Below are 12,895 nucleotides of genomic sequence, written 5' to 3' on the forward strand. Positions count from 1 at the left end.
CCGCGTTTTCTACATCATTATGGCGCCCGTCTGGCAAGCCCCCCTGCGGATCCGCGACGCCGCGCCCGTGCAGAACCGCTTCAGCTGTTGTGTTTGACGGCTAATGCTCCTAGGCAGGGTCAGAGCCGCAAGGCAGGTCAAAAGGAACCGATATGGCGCGAGCACCCAACTACGATCAGGAACGCAAGGAACGTGACCGGCAGAAGGCGGCGAAGAAGGCCGAAAAGCTGGCGGCCAAGGTTGCCGCGCGGGAACGTTCAAAGCCCGAGACCGAGATCGAAAACGAAACAGCGGAATGACGGCAAAAGGCCCGCAAATGCGGGCCTTGCCTCAATCCAGTTCGTCGCCCTGCGTCAGGCGGGCGCCTTGTCGCTGATAAAGACGTCCACTTCCCGCGCCGCGGCGATAAAGGCGCGCCTGGCATTCATGGCCGGCTTGTCGCCGGCCAGCGCATCGTGGCAGGCCTGCAGCGCCGCGCGATGCTTGGGACTGCGCTTGCCGGGCCAGCTGTTGAGGAGGTAATCGGAAGCCTCGCGGGCCGTGCGCAAGAGCTGAGTGCTTCCCGCCGTGACGGACTTGACGGTCACGGGTGTTTCAAATCGGTTGTTTTCCATCGCCGCTCTTACGCCATCGGCGCCCGTGAAGCGAGGCCGAAAGTGTGCTTCGCCTGCGGACGTCGCTTTTGCCCGGCAGCGCCCTGCCCGTACAGAACGGTTCGCGACTTCACGGAAACGCCGAACCGCCTTTGTCTCTCTATGCTGACGCAATTCCGGACGGGAACCGCTTCACTCTTTTCTCGGAATTGCTTCAAGCGGCAACGACGGCAAATCCCCTGGCGCGAAGACCGCGTCGATCGTTGGCGAGCGACGTTACCAGCCGGTCGCGGCTGCCGACGATATGGGCCGAAAGCAGGCGGGCCGCTTCATCGGCCTCGCCAAGGCGGGCCGCCGCCAGAATGGCACGGTGTTCGGCCCAGGCGCGACCCAGAGCCGCCTCGTCACGCACCTCCAGCCAGCGGGCCCGCGACAGGCGCGTCATGGCATCGCGCACAGCCCGGAACAGGAATTCGTTGCCTGACAGGCGCGCCAGCTCGATGTGAAAATCCATGCCGACACGATGCCATTCCTCGCGCGGCGTGTTTTCGTCGCATGAATCGAGCATCGCCTCGATGATATCGATGGCGCTGCTTTCGGCGTGGATGCATGTCAGCCTCACGGCCGCGACCTCGACGGCTTCGCGATAGACGGCGATCTGCTCGAGCTCGGCGAGGTTGATCGGCGACACAGTCCAGCCGCGGCCATCCCTGCCAACCAGCCCCTCGGTCTCCAGCCGCAGAAGTGCCGCCCTTACCGGTGTGCGCGAGGCGCCGAAGCGGCCTTCGATCCAACGCTCGGTCAATTTCTCGCCTGGACCGATTTCGAGCCCCAGGATCATCTCCCGCAACTGTCGTTCGACATTCTGCATCTGTGACATCGCGCTGGCCTCTTCGAAGCCGCATTGACAGCAGCCGGGTTGAAGTTCATGACGTATACCGGTTTGGTATCCCAAAATGGTATCCGCAACAAGCGTTGATATCGAGCAGGCAGGACATGGCACAGGAAGATACGCAACAAGGCGGCTACAACATTCACTGGCGCCGCAATCTCGCCGTCTGTTTCGCGGGCTCGTTCAGCACGCTCATCGCCATGACGCTGCTGCTGCCTTTCCTGCCGCTCTATGTCGAACAGCTTGGCGCGCAAGGCCATGCGGCGATCGTGCAGTGGTCCGGCATCGCCTACGGTGCCACCTTCTTCGCCGCGGCCCTGGTCGCGCCGTTGTGGGGACGGCTGGGCGACCGCTACGGCCGCAAGGTGATGCTGGTGCGCGCCTCCTTCGGCATGGCGATCTGCATGTCGCTGACGGGTATGGTCGAGACGGTCTGGCAACTGGTGCTGCTGCGCCTGCTGATCGGGTTTGCCGGCGGCTATTCCTCGGGTTCGACCATATTGGTGGCCATGCAGACGCCCAAGGACCGCTCCGGCTGGGCGCTCGGCGTCCTGTCGGCAGGCATCACGGCGGGTTCGCTTGTCGGCCCCCTGCTCGGCGGAGCGCTGCCGCCAGTCATCGGCATTCGCGCCACGTTCCTGTTGTCCGGCGGCGTCATCTTCCTTGCCTTCCTGGCAACGACGTTCCTCATCAAGGAGACCCAGCGCCCGAAGCCGGCAGCGTCGGCGGCAAAGCCGAAAAGCGGCTGGTCGCAGATCCCGGACAAGCGCCCCGTCGTGGCCATGCTGACAACCGGCATGCTGCTCGCCTTCGCCACAATGTCGATCGAGCCGATCATCACCGTCTACGTACAGCAGCTCATAGAGGACCAGAGGCGGGTGACGATGATCGCCGGCGTGGTGATGTCGGCGACGGCGCTGGGCACCATCCTGTCGGCATCATGGCTCGGCAAGCTTGCGGATCGTGCCGGCCACTGGAATGTCGTCGTCGGAGCGCTGGCCGTATCGGCCCTGCTGCTTATCCCGCAGGCCTTCGTCAGCAATGGCTGGCAACTGATCGGCCTGCGCTTTCTGATGGGACTGGCGCTGGGTGGCCTGCTGCCCTGCATCACCAGCGTCATCCGCCACAATATCCCCGACGGCGTCGGCGGCAATGTGCTTGGGCTGGCCATCTCGGCGCAGTATGTCGGGCAGGTTGCGGGACCCTTATCGGGTGGCTTCGTCGGTGGTCACTTCGGCATGCGCTCGGTGTTTCTCGCCACATCGGTGCTGATGGCCGGCGGTGCCGTCTACAACTGGATTGTCCAGTCGCGGCGCACACGGCATATGGCGTTGGAAGCGAGCGAGTCCTGAGGGCTCAGGTCGTAAAAACAGGGAACCAGCCGACATGAACTCCTCCGAACCAACCGCCAGCCCTACCCTCGTGTTCGCCGGCGGTCTCGTCGGCGCGGCAGGCGTGGCGCTGTCAGCCGCCGCCGCGCATCTCGGCGGCGCCTTCACCGGCACGGCCGCGTCGTTCCTCTTGATGCACGCGCCTGTCTTGCTCGCCGTCGGCCTCACCGGCGCGAATCGCTTTCTGCGGATCGCCAGCATCGCCTTGCTTGCCGGGCTGCTGCTTTTCGCGGGCGATCTTCTTGCCCGCGATTTCCTGGGATCGAGACTGTTCCCGATGTCGGCGCCGATCGGGGGCACCTTGCTCATCGCCGGCTGGCTGGGGATAGCGATCTCTGCCCTGGTAAGTCGGCGTTCCTAAGGCCGAATCGGTCGCGATCAATCCCCGGGACGTCCGGTGCGGACCCACAGATCGCGGTTGCGCGAGGCCCGCTTCGCCAGGCGTCGCGCTTCCGGTCGCTCGGCGGCCGGAGCGATGCCCCAGTAGTTGCGGTAAATGTCTTCAAACAGATGCTTGATGGGATGCATGATTTTTCTCCCTTCGGGTTGAATCGATCCAATGCATAGGCAAAAAAGCGTGCCGATCAGCTTCGCGTACGCCCCACCAGGAAGCGAAGGTCGCGAATCCACGGGCTTGCCTTGCCCCGACGCCTGAAACTGTTGGCAGCCGACCCAATACTCCAGTCGTTGCGATAGATGTCTTCAAACAGGTAATTGACGGGATGCATGGCGCACCTCCCTGGAAACACAGGCGGGCCAAACCCACCAACTTGGATCGATTCAATAATAGGCCTCCGACTGTTCTCGGTCAAGCAAGATTTGAATCGATCCAACGAAAGTGCTAGATGCAAATCCGGAACATGCTAAATGCATGTCAGGAGGCACGCACAATGGGGTCACTCACCGCAGGCAATCGAAGACCCGTCCGGCTGGCCGATATCGCCAAGGCCGCCGGTGTTTCGCACGGCACCGCATCCAATGTCTTCAGCCGCCCCGAGATCGTGCGCGAGGAAGTCCGCCAGCGGGTCAAGGCGGCGGCCGAGGCGATGGGTTATGGCGGGCCGGATCCCAAGGGCCGCCTGTTGCGGGCAGGCAAGGTCAACGCCATCGGCGTCGCCACCGCCGAACCCCTCTCCTACTTCTTCGACGATCCCTTTGCGCGGGTCATGATGGCGAGCATCTCGCAGGCCTGCGATGCAACAGGAGCCGGCATTTCCCTGGTATCGGCAGCCAACAACGAACAACTGGCCTGGAACATCCAGAGTGCGCTGGTCGACGGCTTCATCGTGTTCTGCATCGAAGGCGGTTCGCGGCTGGTGGAACTGGCACGCGAGCGCAAACTGCCCTTCGTGGCGCTCGACCTGGACTCCGAGGATGGGGCGGTCGCGGCGATCGGCGTCGACAACATAGCCGGCGCCAGCCTGGCGGCGCGCCATCTCACGGATCTCGGACATCGCCGCTTTGCCGTTCTGGCGCTGCCTTTCGTCGACGGCAGGACGGGTCTCGTTTCACCCGAGCAGGTTCGCTCAGCGACCTATGCCGGCACGCGCGACCGGCTCACCGGCTATCTCCAGGAGCTTTCGCGGGTTGGCGTCGACACATCCACGGTGCCCGTCTACGAAACCGCCAACGACGCGACCAGCACGAGAGCGGCGCTCGAAACCATCTTCGCGGCCAAGGAGCCACCCACGGCCATCCTGGCGATGTCGGACAAAATAGCCCTGGTGACGCTTGAATGGCTGAGCGCGCGCAAGCTCAGCGTCCCCGACGATGTTTCCGTCATCGGGTTCGACGGTGTTCCGGAGTCTGCCGTGTCCGAGCCGCCCTTGACCACGATCGCCCAGCCGATAGCCGAAATGGGCCGCCTTGCCGTCAAGGCGATCCTGGAGAGCGACGGCAAGGTCAGCCGGCAGCTGCTGCCGGTCAAACTGGTTGTGCGGGCCTCGTCGGCTCCGCCGCGCGGCTGAACGGCGCGCCGCTCAGCGATTGGCTCTTGCCATGGCGGAGATGCCGAAAGACGCACGCGCCGGCGTGACATCCTTTTGCGTCGTACCGACCTTGCCCGAAGCGCTGATGGTCGACAGCCATTCGAGATAGAAGGCGAGCGCGAACTGCATGGCGATGCCGGCCGACAGCAGCAGGCTGTCATAGGCAAGCCCGCCCGGATTGATCAGTTTCATCACCTGCGCGACCATGGCGATCACCGTGCCGGCGATGAAGACCGGCAGCGAGCGCTTGCCGAGTATCGCCAGCGGATGGTCAGGACTGGTGCGGAACAGGTTCGACAGCGCCGGCAAGGCGACGATCAGATAGCTTACAGCCAGGATATGCAGCAGCCTTGGCAGCGACAGGAAGGTCTTGTCAAAACCGCCGATGACCACCGGCAGCTTGAACCACGTTATCTGGCCCCAGAGCGGACTGTGCACCCATATCAGCGCCGTCAGCACATAGGCCGCGGCCGCGCCAACCAGCCAGCGGTTGATCGGAATGACACCGCCGCGCCTGACATGCAGCATGGCGGCGAGGCCGATGTTGAACAGGAACTGCCAGGAGAGAGGGTTCAGGAACCAGAAGCCGGGCTCAGGGTAATTTGGCGGGGCGATCTGCCAGATGCCGGCGACCAGCCACAGCGCGCCGGACACGACAAGCGCCGCGACAGGCCTGTAGCTGATGAACAAGACGAAGGCCGGCGCCATCAGAAGCAGCGCGGCATAGACCGGCAGGATATTGTTGTAGCCAAGCTGATGGCCGAGCGTGACGATGCCGACCAGCACTTCCGGCGTGTTCTTCATCAAGGGCTCGATGTTGATCAGTTTCAGCAATTCCGGCCGCCTTGTGAACACGGCCACGGTACAGAACAAGGCGATCACAACCATGGTCGTGACGATATGGGCGACATAGAGCATGCCTGCCCGCCGCCACATCTTCAATGTGGCCAGAAGCCGGCCACCCGAGCGGAACTTCGTGCCGTAGGCCAGCGCCACCGAGATGCCGGAAATCAGCACGAACGCCTCTGCCGCGTCCGAGAAACCGAAATTCTTGTAGGTCATGACCTCGAAGGCCGTGCCCGGCACATGGTCGATGAAAATGGTAAGCAGCGCCAATGCGCGCAGCACATCGATGCGCGTATCGCGTTCGGGGATACGCAAATTGCGATCCGGCAAGACAGGGGCAGTCATCGACAAAAGGCCTCAAAGCTGGTTGTTCATGTCCAGCAATGCGACCCCCGGCGCACCGCTTCGATTCCTCCCACGCGGAGTATATCGGCGCATAAACGGGCTGGAATGAGCCTGGTTCAATCAACTTTCGCGGAGCATGAAAATATTGCGTTTTGAAGCCGGCAAATTGAGCGAAGCCTCATATAATCAAGAGGATGCGGGATGACCGGCGACAGCACCGAAAACAGCCCGCTGCTCACGGATCTGGCCTTTCCCTATCGGCTCCTGGGCGCCGGTGGAAACAGCCGCGAATGCCTTTTCCTGCTGCATGGATCGGGTGTCGACGAGACCACCCTGGTGCCGCTGGCAAGACGCATCGCTCCCGACGCCATGCTGATCGCGGCGCGGGGCCGTATCCCCCAGGAGGACGGTTTTCGCTGGTTCGAGCGTATAACCCCGACGCGCTTCGAACAGAAAAACATCCTGGCCGAAACGGCCGCCTTCGCGGCATTCGCAAACGAGGCCGCGACGCGCCATGGGCTTGATCTCGGTCACGCGACATTCCTCGGCTATTCGAACGGAGCCAATCTGGTTTCCAGCCTGATGCTGCTCCATCCGGGCATCGTCCGCAGGGCGGTGCTGCTGAGGCCAATGCCTGTACTCGACCACGTACCGGCGACGGACCTCGCGGGAATACGGACGCTGATCATCGCCGGCGCCGCCGACGAGACCTACGGGCCCTTCGCGCCGGCACTGGTGACGCTGCTCAGCCAGCACGGCTCCGCGATCGACGCCCGCATCATTCCCTCGGGCCATGAAATCGGTGATCCGGACGCAGCGATCATCAAGGATTGGTTGGCGAGATCGGCTGCCATTGGGTAGGTGGAGCCGCGTGTAAGCGCCGGGCAGCCCGTTTCGCAGCAGAATAAGTGCGAAAAAACAACTATTCGCCATCGAAACGGCCCGTCGCTCCCATTATCCACAGCGGCGACATATGTCTGTTACATCCGGTCTATCGAGATACTGTTCACTGATGGGAGGTCTGTATGGCCGACAAGAACAGCGTCACTCTGCTCGACGACACTTCGCAATTGCCTGTCATCGCGGCCAATCCCGCTGAAATTGCCAAGATTGAAAACAGCATCGACGTGCGCGACCGCGCTGCGATTTCGGTCTTTGGCGACCGCGCCCAGCAAGCCGTCAGCGATTATGCGGACAGGATCCTGTCCCAGTTGCGCAACCGTGATCTTGGCGACACCGGAGAGCTCCTGACCGATATCATCATGAAGGCCAAGAACCTCGATCCAGCCTCGCTCAAGGACCAGGGTTTTTTGAGCAATCTGTTTTCCTCGTTCAAGGCCCGGCTGGAACGCTTCAAGGAAAAATACGAGGACGTGGCGGGGCAGATCGACCGCATCGGCCTGGAACTCGACCGTCACAAGGATACGCTGCGGCGCGACATCGCCGTGCTCGACGACCTGCATGAGCAGACCAAGGACTCCATCCTCAAGCTCGATGCCTATGTGCAGGCCGGCAAGAAATTCGTCGACGATTATCGCACCAACGAATTGCCGAAACTGAAGGCCGCGGCGGATTCGACCGGCGGCGATGTCGGCGGCACGCTGGAAGCACAGACCTATCAGGACGCGGTGCAGGCACTGGATCGTCTGGAAAAGCGCGTCTTCTACCTGGTGCAGGCGCGCCAGCTCGGTATCCAGCAATTGCCGCAGATCCGCATCGTCCAGTCCGGCGACGAGACGCTGATCGAGAATCTGCAAGCGACATCGGCGCTGACCGTGCCGGCCTGGAAGCAGAAAATGGTCATCCTGCTTGGCCTGACCAACCAGAAATCGGCGCTCGAACTGCAAAAGACGGTGACCGACGCCACCAACGAGATGATCCGCCAGACCTCCAAGATGATGAAGGACCAGGCTATCTCGATCGAGGAGCAGGCGCAGCGCGGCATCGTCGATGTCGAGACGCTGGCGCAGGCCAACCGCGACCTCATCGACACGGTGCAAGGCGTGCTGAAGGTCCAACAGGAGGGCCGCCAGAAGCGGGCCGACGCCGAAAAGCAGATGGACCAGATGACGCTCGATCTGAAGAAAGCGCTGACTCAAGGCTGATCGGAACCGCCATGCCGAAGACGCTGACGTCCGTTCTGCTGCTGGCCTTCGCCGTGCTGTTGGCGGCCTGCAATTCGAACAACGTCAAATTCTCGATCGTCTCCGGGTCCGAAAACACGGTGCTGGAGCCGATCGTGCAGGAATTCTGCGCCAAGCAAGGCGCCACCTGCACCTTCGCTTATGAAGGCTCGCTCGACATCGGCCTTGGCCTGCAACGGCCCGCCGGCCTCGACCAGGACGCCGTCTGGCCGGCCTCCAGTGTATGGGTGGATCTGTTCGATTCCGGCCGCAAGGTTCGCAACCTGACCTCGATCGCGCAGATGCCCGTCATTCTGGGCGTGCGCAAATCGAAGGCCGCGGAACTGGGCTGGGTCGGCAAGCCGGTCTTCATGAAAGACATCCTGGCCGCTGTGAAGGACGGCAAGCTCAAATTCCTGATGACGTCGGCAACGCAGTCCAATTCGGGCGCCAGCGCCTATCTCGCCATGCTGTCCAGCGCGCTCGGCAGCAAGGAGGTCATCGAGCCCGGCGATCTCGACAATCCCAACGTGCGCGACACGGTGAGCGCCCTGCTGCAAGGCGTCGAGCGCTCTTCCGGTTCGTCGGGCTGGCTCGCCGATCTCTATGTCGACAGTGCCGGCAAGGGCACCGTCTACGACGCGATGTGGAACTACGAGGCGACGCTGAAGGAGACCAACGACAAACTCAAGCAGATGGGCAAGGAGCCGCTCTATGCCGTCTATCCGGCTGACGGCGTCGCGGTCGGCGATTCCCCACTCGGCTTCATCGACCACGGCCGCGGCGCCGACGTCGAAAAATTCTTCACCGACCTGCTCGCCTACCTGCAGTCGGACGCGGTGCGCAAACGCATCGCCGATACCGGCCGGCGGCTGCCGCTTGGCGGCTCGGCGATCCAGGCCGCGGCCGAGCCCGACTGGAATTTCGACCCGAGCAAATTGGTGACGTCGATCCGCATGCCGGAGCCGATGGTGATCCGCAAGGCGCTCGACCTCTATCAGGAGGCGCTGCGCAAGCCGTCGCTGACGGCGCTGTGCTTCGACTTCTCCGGCTCGATGGAAGACCAGGGCGAAAAGCAGTTGCAGGCCGCGACGCAATTCCTGTTCACACCGGAAAAGGCCAGTGAGGTGCTGGTGCAGTGGACACCATCCGACCATATCTTCGTGCTGCCGTTCGACAGCGTCGTGCGCGCCAGTTTCGATGCGACCGGCGATGCGGCAGGGCAAGCCCAGTTGCTCTCTGCCGTCGCCGACCAGCACGCCGGCGGCGGCACGGACATGTATGCCTGCGCCCAGCAGGCGCTGCAAAAAATCACCGCGACACCGGATCTGTCGAAATACCTGCCCGCCATCATCATCATGACGGATGGCAGGACGGATGGCAGCGCCGATCTCTTCCTCCAGCAGTGGCGCGACGCGCCGGTGCGCGTGCCGGTGTTCGGCATCACCTTCGGCGATGCCGACAAGAGCCAGCTCGACAGCCTTGCCAAGGCGACTTCGGCACGCGTATTCGATGGCAGCGGCGATCTGGCGGGCGCCTTCCGCGCTGCCCGCGGCTACAATTGAGATGCGCGGCTAGGATGCGTGGCTTGTTCGGCAACGACTGGAACTGGATCGTGGCGGGCCTCGTCTCGGCGGCGTTGCTGATCGGGCTGAGCCTGCTTACCCATTTTCCGTTCCTGGTGTCGGCAATCGTCGCAGCACTTGTCTTTGCCGGACTGGTGTTCGTGCTGGCACCGCGCCAGTTGTTCGAAGGCCTCGATCTGAATTCGTTCTCCGGCAGCCGGGTGGCGTTCGCCCGCGAGCTTCTGGCACAGGCGCAGCCGGCCGCGGATCGGCTTGCCGCGGCGGCAGGCACGATCACCGACAAGGAGATGAAGGCGAAGGTGAAGAACCTCTCCGACATCGCCGCCGATGTGATTTCCAGGGTCGAGGCCAAGCCCGACAGCGCGCCTTCGGTGCGGCGGTTCCTCACCTATTACGTGCCGCAGGCGGCAGAGGTGGCGGAGGGCTATGCGACGCTGGCAAATCGACGCGCGCCCAGTCAGGCACGACTGGCGAATGTCGGCGCGGTGATCACCAAGCTTCAGGACGGGTTCGTGCACTATGCCGACAGCCTGGCCGACTCCGAACTCGGCACGCTCGACGTGGACCTGCGACTCATTCAGGAGTCGCTGAAAGAGGATATTGGTCGCTGATGGCCATTTCGCGCCGCGCTTTCGGACTGGGTCTGCTAGGTGCCGCCGCCGCCGGCACCGGCGGTTACCTGACGCTCAAGGATCGCCCCGAATTCCGTGGCTATCTCGGCAACAAGGCGCATCTGTTCGGCTTTATCGGTGGTGAAAAGCAGGCGTTCCTGGCCGATCCGGATGTCGTCCATGCACTCGCCGGCTATGGGCTGGAGCTCGACGCGCGTGTCGCGGGTTCTGTCGAGATGGTGCGGGAAGCAGCACTTTTGTCGCAGAAACCGCAATTCCTGTGGCCATCCTCCTCGATCATGGTCGATCTCGCCCGCAAGAGCGGCGTGGCGATCCGCAACGACCAGGTGGTGCTGAACTCGCCGATCGTCGTCTACACCTGGGGGCCGGTGGTCGAAGGGCTGAAGAAGAGTGGGCTGGTCACGGTCGCCGCCAAGGGCGGCTATAATCAGCTCGATCTCAAGGCCCTGCTCGACGCCATTCTTGCCGGCAAGAACTGGTCGGATCTCGGCATCGGCGAGCTTTATGGTCGGGCGCGCATCGTCTCCACGGATCCCAACCGCTCCAATTCCGGCTTCATGTTCGCCGGACTGGTGCTGAGTCTGATGAGCGGTGACGTGGCGACGCAGGAGCTGCTTGCCCAGCACGGCGACCAGGCCAAGGCGATCTTCCGCAGCATGGGCCTGAAGTCGTCGTCCTCGGGAAAACTGTTCGACCAGTACATCGCCGGCGGCCTTGGCGCCGAGCCGATGGTGATCGGCTACGAAAACCAGCTGGTCGAATGGGCGCTCGCCGATCCGGCGCGCTGGCAAAGGGTGCAGGCCGGGACCGGCGCCAAACCGGAAATCCTCTACCCCAGACCAACCGTCTACTCGGCGCATCCGCTGATCGTCGTCGATCCCGCGGTCGACCGCCTGCTGGAGGCGCTGACCAGCCCGAAGCTGCAGCAACTCGCCTGGTCCAAGCACGGGTTCCGCGGGCCGCTGGGCACCGTAGCAGGTGATGCCGACGCCATAGCCGGCGTGAGGCCGGCGGAAATCGAGGCGGTGCTGCCGATGCCATCAGCCGACGTGATGCTCGCGCTGCTTGACCAGATGGACGGTTAAAATTCAGCCTCGCCCCATCCTGTTCCAGGCATCGAGCCCGGCGATCTTGTAGGCTTCGGCAAGCGTCGGATAGTTGAAAGTGTTGTTGACGAAGAAGTCGACCGTACCGCCCAGATTGATGACCGCCTGACCGATATGGATGAGTTCGGTGGCGCCCTCGCCGACGATATGCGCGCCGAGCAGGCGCCGCGTCTCGATCGAGAACAGCAGTTTCAGGAAGCCGGTGTCGACCCCCATGATGTGGCCGCGCGAGGTCTCGCGGAAGCGGGCGACACCGACCTCATAGGCGCCGCCGCTCTGACGCACCTGTTCCTCGGACTGGCCAACCGTCGAGATCTCCGGCACCGCATAGATGCCGTACGGGAATGTTTCCGGCGGCGGCGGCAACGTCACGCCGAAGGCGTGGCAGGCGGCCACCCTGCCCTGCTCCATCGAGGTCGAGGCAAGGCTCGGAAAGCCGATGACATCGCCGGCGGCGTAGATGTTGGGCACGCTGGTCTGGAACGTCTGCGGATCGACCTTGATGCGGCCTCGGGAGTCGGCCTCGATGCCGACCAGGTCGAGGCCCAGGCTGCCGACATTGCCGGTGCGGCCGGCGGCATAAAGCACGACCTCGGAGCGGATGGTGCGGCCATCGGCCAGCTCCACCTCGGCGGTCTCGGGCTTGGAGCGGATTTCCTTCACCGCGCTGCCCAGCCTTATCGTCATGCCGCGATCGCGCATCTGGTGGATGAAATCATCAACGATCTCGCGGTCGACGAAATCGAGGATGGAATTGCGCGGCTCGACCAGTGTCACCGGCACATCGAGCGCCGAAAAGATCGTGGCGTATTCGACGCCGATGACGCCGCCACCGATCACCGTCAGCGTGCGCGGCAGGCGGTCGAGCTCGAGCATCTCGTCGCTGTCGAAGACACGGGTCTTGTCGAAAGGCACGTCGCGCGGCCGGTGCGGCCTGGTGCCGACCGCGATCAGCGCGTTGGCGAAGCCGACCTCGCTGTAATCGCCATTGTCCGATGTCAGGCTGACCTTGTTGGGGCCGAGGAATTTCACCGCAGCGCGGGCGCTTTTGACGGTGTTGCGCATGAACTGGTGCTGCAGCACCTCGACCTCGTGATCGAGCGTCTTGTGCAGGCGCTCGATCAGGTCGCCGACGGAAATGTCCTGCTTGACCCTGTAGCCGCGTCCATAAAAGCCGCGCTCGCGCCAACCCGAGAGATTTAGCACCGTTTCGCGCAGCGTTTTCGAGGGAATGGTGCCGGTGTGCACCGAGACGCCGCCGAGACGCCGGCCGCGATCGACCACCAGCACCGATTTGCCGAGTTTGGCCGACTGCACCGCGGCGCGGCGTCCGGAGGGGCCGCTGCCGATGACCAACATGTCGTAGTCCATAGTGCCCGTCCCCTCACTTCTG

Annotated in this window: 14 protein-coding genes; 9 read left to right on the plus strand and 5 right to left on the minus strand. The window is 63.3% G+C overall.

The genetic code is table 11. The features are described from left to right. The first annotated feature begins 152 nt into the window (after positions 1 to 152). On the plus strand, positions 153 to 299 hold the full coding sequence (locus MesoLj_RS25520; RefSeq protein WP_081294707.1) for a hypothetical protein: 147 nt from the start codon (positions 153 to 155) through the stop codon (positions 297 to 299). Between the two features lie 54 nt (positions 300 to 353). Here MesoLj_RS25520 and MesoLj_RS25525 read toward each other — a convergent pair whose 3' ends face one another. Then, positions 354 to 614 (minus strand): DUF982 domain-containing protein, encoded by a 261-nt coding sequence (locus tag MesoLj_RS25525; RefSeq protein ID WP_056562552.1) that lies wholly within the window; start codon positions 612 to 614, stop codon positions 354 to 356. A 193-nt stretch (positions 615 to 807) separates the two neighbouring features. Next, positions 808 to 1,473, minus strand: coding sequence for a GntR family transcriptional regulator (locus MesoLj_RS25530; protein WP_202322976.1), 666 nt, complete (start codon positions 1,471 to 1,473; stop codon positions 808 to 810). 116 nt (positions 1,474 to 1,589) lie between these two features. Between MesoLj_RS25530 and MesoLj_RS25535 the strand changes: the two genes are divergently transcribed. After that, positions 1,590 to 2,837 (plus strand): multidrug efflux MFS transporter, encoded by a 1,248-nt coding sequence (locus MesoLj_RS25535; protein ID WP_202322977.1) that lies wholly within the window; start codon positions 1,590 to 1,592, stop codon positions 2,835 to 2,837. A 34-nt stretch (positions 2,838 to 2,871) separates the two neighbouring features. Then, positions 2,872 to 3,237: a DUF423 domain-containing protein gene (locus MesoLj_RS25540; RefSeq protein ID WP_202322978.1), complete on the plus strand. Its 366-nt coding sequence runs from the start codon at positions 2,872 to 2,874 to the stop codon at positions 3,235 to 3,237. Positions 3,238 to 3,254: 17 nt separating this feature from the next. Here MesoLj_RS25540 and MesoLj_RS25545 read toward each other — a convergent pair whose 3' ends face one another. Then, on the minus strand, positions 3,255 to 3,404 hold the full coding sequence (locus MesoLj_RS25545) for a hypothetical protein (protein WP_202322979.1): 150 nt from the start codon (positions 3,402 to 3,404) through the stop codon (positions 3,255 to 3,257). Between the two features lie 362 nt (positions 3,405 to 3,766). Between MesoLj_RS25545 and MesoLj_RS25550 the strand changes: the two genes are divergently transcribed. Further along, a complete protein-coding gene (locus MesoLj_RS25550; protein ID WP_202322980.1) occupies positions 3,767 to 4,843 on the plus strand; it encodes a LacI family DNA-binding transcriptional regulator in 1,077 nt (358 codons plus the stop codon). Positions 4,844 to 4,855: 12 nt separating this feature from the next. On the opposite strand, the gene MesoLj_RS25555 is transcribed toward MesoLj_RS25550, so the two are convergent. Continuing rightward, complete coding sequence (locus tag MesoLj_RS25555; RefSeq protein WP_202322981.1) at positions 4,856 to 6,055, minus strand: OpgC family protein; 1,200 nt, start codon at positions 6,053 to 6,055, stop codon at positions 4,856 to 4,858. Positions 6,056 to 6,256: 201 nt separating this feature from the next. On the opposite strand from MesoLj_RS25555, the gene MesoLj_RS25560 reads away from it, so the two are divergent. The 5 genes from MesoLj_RS25560 (at position 6,257) to MesoLj_RS25580 (ending at position 11,481) form a co-directional block, all read left to right on the plus strand. Continuing rightward, the gene (locus tag MesoLj_RS25560) at positions 6,257 to 6,916 is read left to right on the plus strand and encodes an alpha/beta hydrolase (protein ID WP_202322982.1); all 660 of its coding nucleotides are present in this window, start codon (positions 6,257 to 6,259) and stop codon (positions 6,914 to 6,916) included. 164 nt (positions 6,917 to 7,080) lie between these two features. Further along, a complete protein-coding gene (locus MesoLj_RS25565; RefSeq protein WP_202322983.1) occupies positions 7,081 to 8,160 on the plus strand; it encodes a toxic anion resistance protein in 1,080 nt (359 codons plus the stop codon). A gap of 11 nt (positions 8,161 to 8,171) precedes the next feature. Next, on the plus strand, positions 8,172 to 9,743 hold the full coding sequence (locus MesoLj_RS25570) for a substrate-binding domain-containing protein (RefSeq protein ID WP_202322984.1): 1,572 nt from the start codon (positions 8,172 to 8,174) through the stop codon (positions 9,741 to 9,743). Between the two features lie 14 nt (positions 9,744 to 9,757). Beyond that, complete coding sequence (locus MesoLj_RS25575; RefSeq protein WP_202322985.1) at positions 9,758 to 10,375, plus strand: 5-bromo-4-chloroindolyl phosphate hydrolysis family protein; 618 nt, start codon at positions 9,758 to 9,760, stop codon at positions 10,373 to 10,375. Continuing rightward, positions 10,375 to 11,481 carry a substrate-binding domain-containing protein gene (locus MesoLj_RS25580; RefSeq protein ID WP_202322986.1) on the plus strand — a complete coding sequence of 369 codons (1,107 nt, stop codon included), beginning with the start codon at positions 10,375 to 10,377 and terminating at the stop codon, positions 11,479 to 11,481. Before MesoLj_RS25575 ends, MesoLj_RS25580 begins: the two co-directional genes overlap by 1 nt. Positions 11,482 to 11,484: 3 nt before the next feature. Here MesoLj_RS25580 and sthA read toward each other — a convergent pair whose 3' ends face one another. Further along, positions 11,485 to 12,873 carry a Si-specific NAD(P)(+) transhydrogenase gene (sthA, locus tag MesoLj_RS25585; protein ID WP_202322987.1) on the minus strand — a complete coding sequence of 463 codons (1,389 nt, stop codon included), beginning with the start codon at positions 12,871 to 12,873 and terminating at the stop codon, positions 11,485 to 11,487. Positions 12,874 to 12,895: the final 22 nt, after the last annotated feature.

Source organism: Mesorhizobium sp. 113-3-9, assembly GCF_016756515.1.
In the GTDB taxonomy this organism is placed as follows: Bacteria; Pseudomonadota; Alphaproteobacteria; order Rhizobiales; family Rhizobiaceae; genus Mesorhizobium.

What these genes read in the sequence shown, in the direction of transcription:
- MesoLj_RS25520 (WP_081294707.1), top strand. Translation starts at nt 153, where the DNA reads ATGGCGCGAGCACCCAACTACGATCAGGAACGCAAGGAACGTGACCGG.
- MesoLj_RS25525 (WP_056562552.1), bottom strand. Translation starts at nt 614, where the DNA reads ATGGAAAACAACCGATTTGAAACACCCGTGACCGTCAAGTCCGTCACG.
- MesoLj_RS25530 (WP_202322976.1), bottom strand. Translation starts at nt 1,473, where the DNA reads ATGTCACAGATGCAGAATGTCGAACGACAGTTGCGGGAGATGATCCTG.
- MesoLj_RS25535 (WP_202322977.1), top strand. Translation starts at nt 1,590, where the DNA reads ATGGCACAGGAAGATACGCAACAAGGCGGCTACAACATTCACTGGCGC.
- MesoLj_RS25540 (WP_202322978.1), top strand. Translation starts at nt 2,872, where the DNA reads ATGAACTCCTCCGAACCAACCGCCAGCCCTACCCTCGTGTTCGCCGGC.
- MesoLj_RS25545 (WP_202322979.1), bottom strand. Translation starts at nt 3,404, where the DNA reads ATGCATCCCATCAAGCATCTGTTTGAAGACATTTACCGCAACTACTGG.
- MesoLj_RS25550 (WP_202322980.1), top strand. Translation starts at nt 3,767, where the DNA reads ATGGGGTCACTCACCGCAGGCAATCGAAGACCCGTCCGGCTGGCCGAT.
- MesoLj_RS25555 (WP_202322981.1), bottom strand. Translation starts at nt 6,055, where the DNA reads ATGACTGCCCCTGTCTTGCCGGATCGCAATTTGCGTATCCCCGAACGC.
- MesoLj_RS25560 (WP_202322982.1), top strand. Translation starts at nt 6,257, where the DNA reads ATGACCGGCGACAGCACCGAAAACAGCCCGCTGCTCACGGATCTGGCC.
- MesoLj_RS25565 (WP_202322983.1), top strand. Translation starts at nt 7,081, where the DNA reads ATGGCCGACAAGAACAGCGTCACTCTGCTCGACGACACTTCGCAATTG.
- MesoLj_RS25570 (WP_202322984.1), top strand. Translation starts at nt 8,172, where the DNA reads ATGCCGAAGACGCTGACGTCCGTTCTGCTGCTGGCCTTCGCCGTGCTG.
- MesoLj_RS25575 (WP_202322985.1), top strand. Translation starts at nt 9,758, where the DNA reads ATGCGTGGCTTGTTCGGCAACGACTGGAACTGGATCGTGGCGGGCCTC.
- MesoLj_RS25580 (WP_202322986.1), top strand. Translation starts at nt 10,375, where the DNA reads ATGGCCATTTCGCGCCGCGCTTTCGGACTGGGTCTGCTAGGTGCCGCC.
- sthA (WP_202322987.1), bottom strand. Translation starts at nt 12,873, where the DNA reads ATGGACTACGACATGTTGGTCATCGGCAGCGGCCCCTCCGGACGCCGC.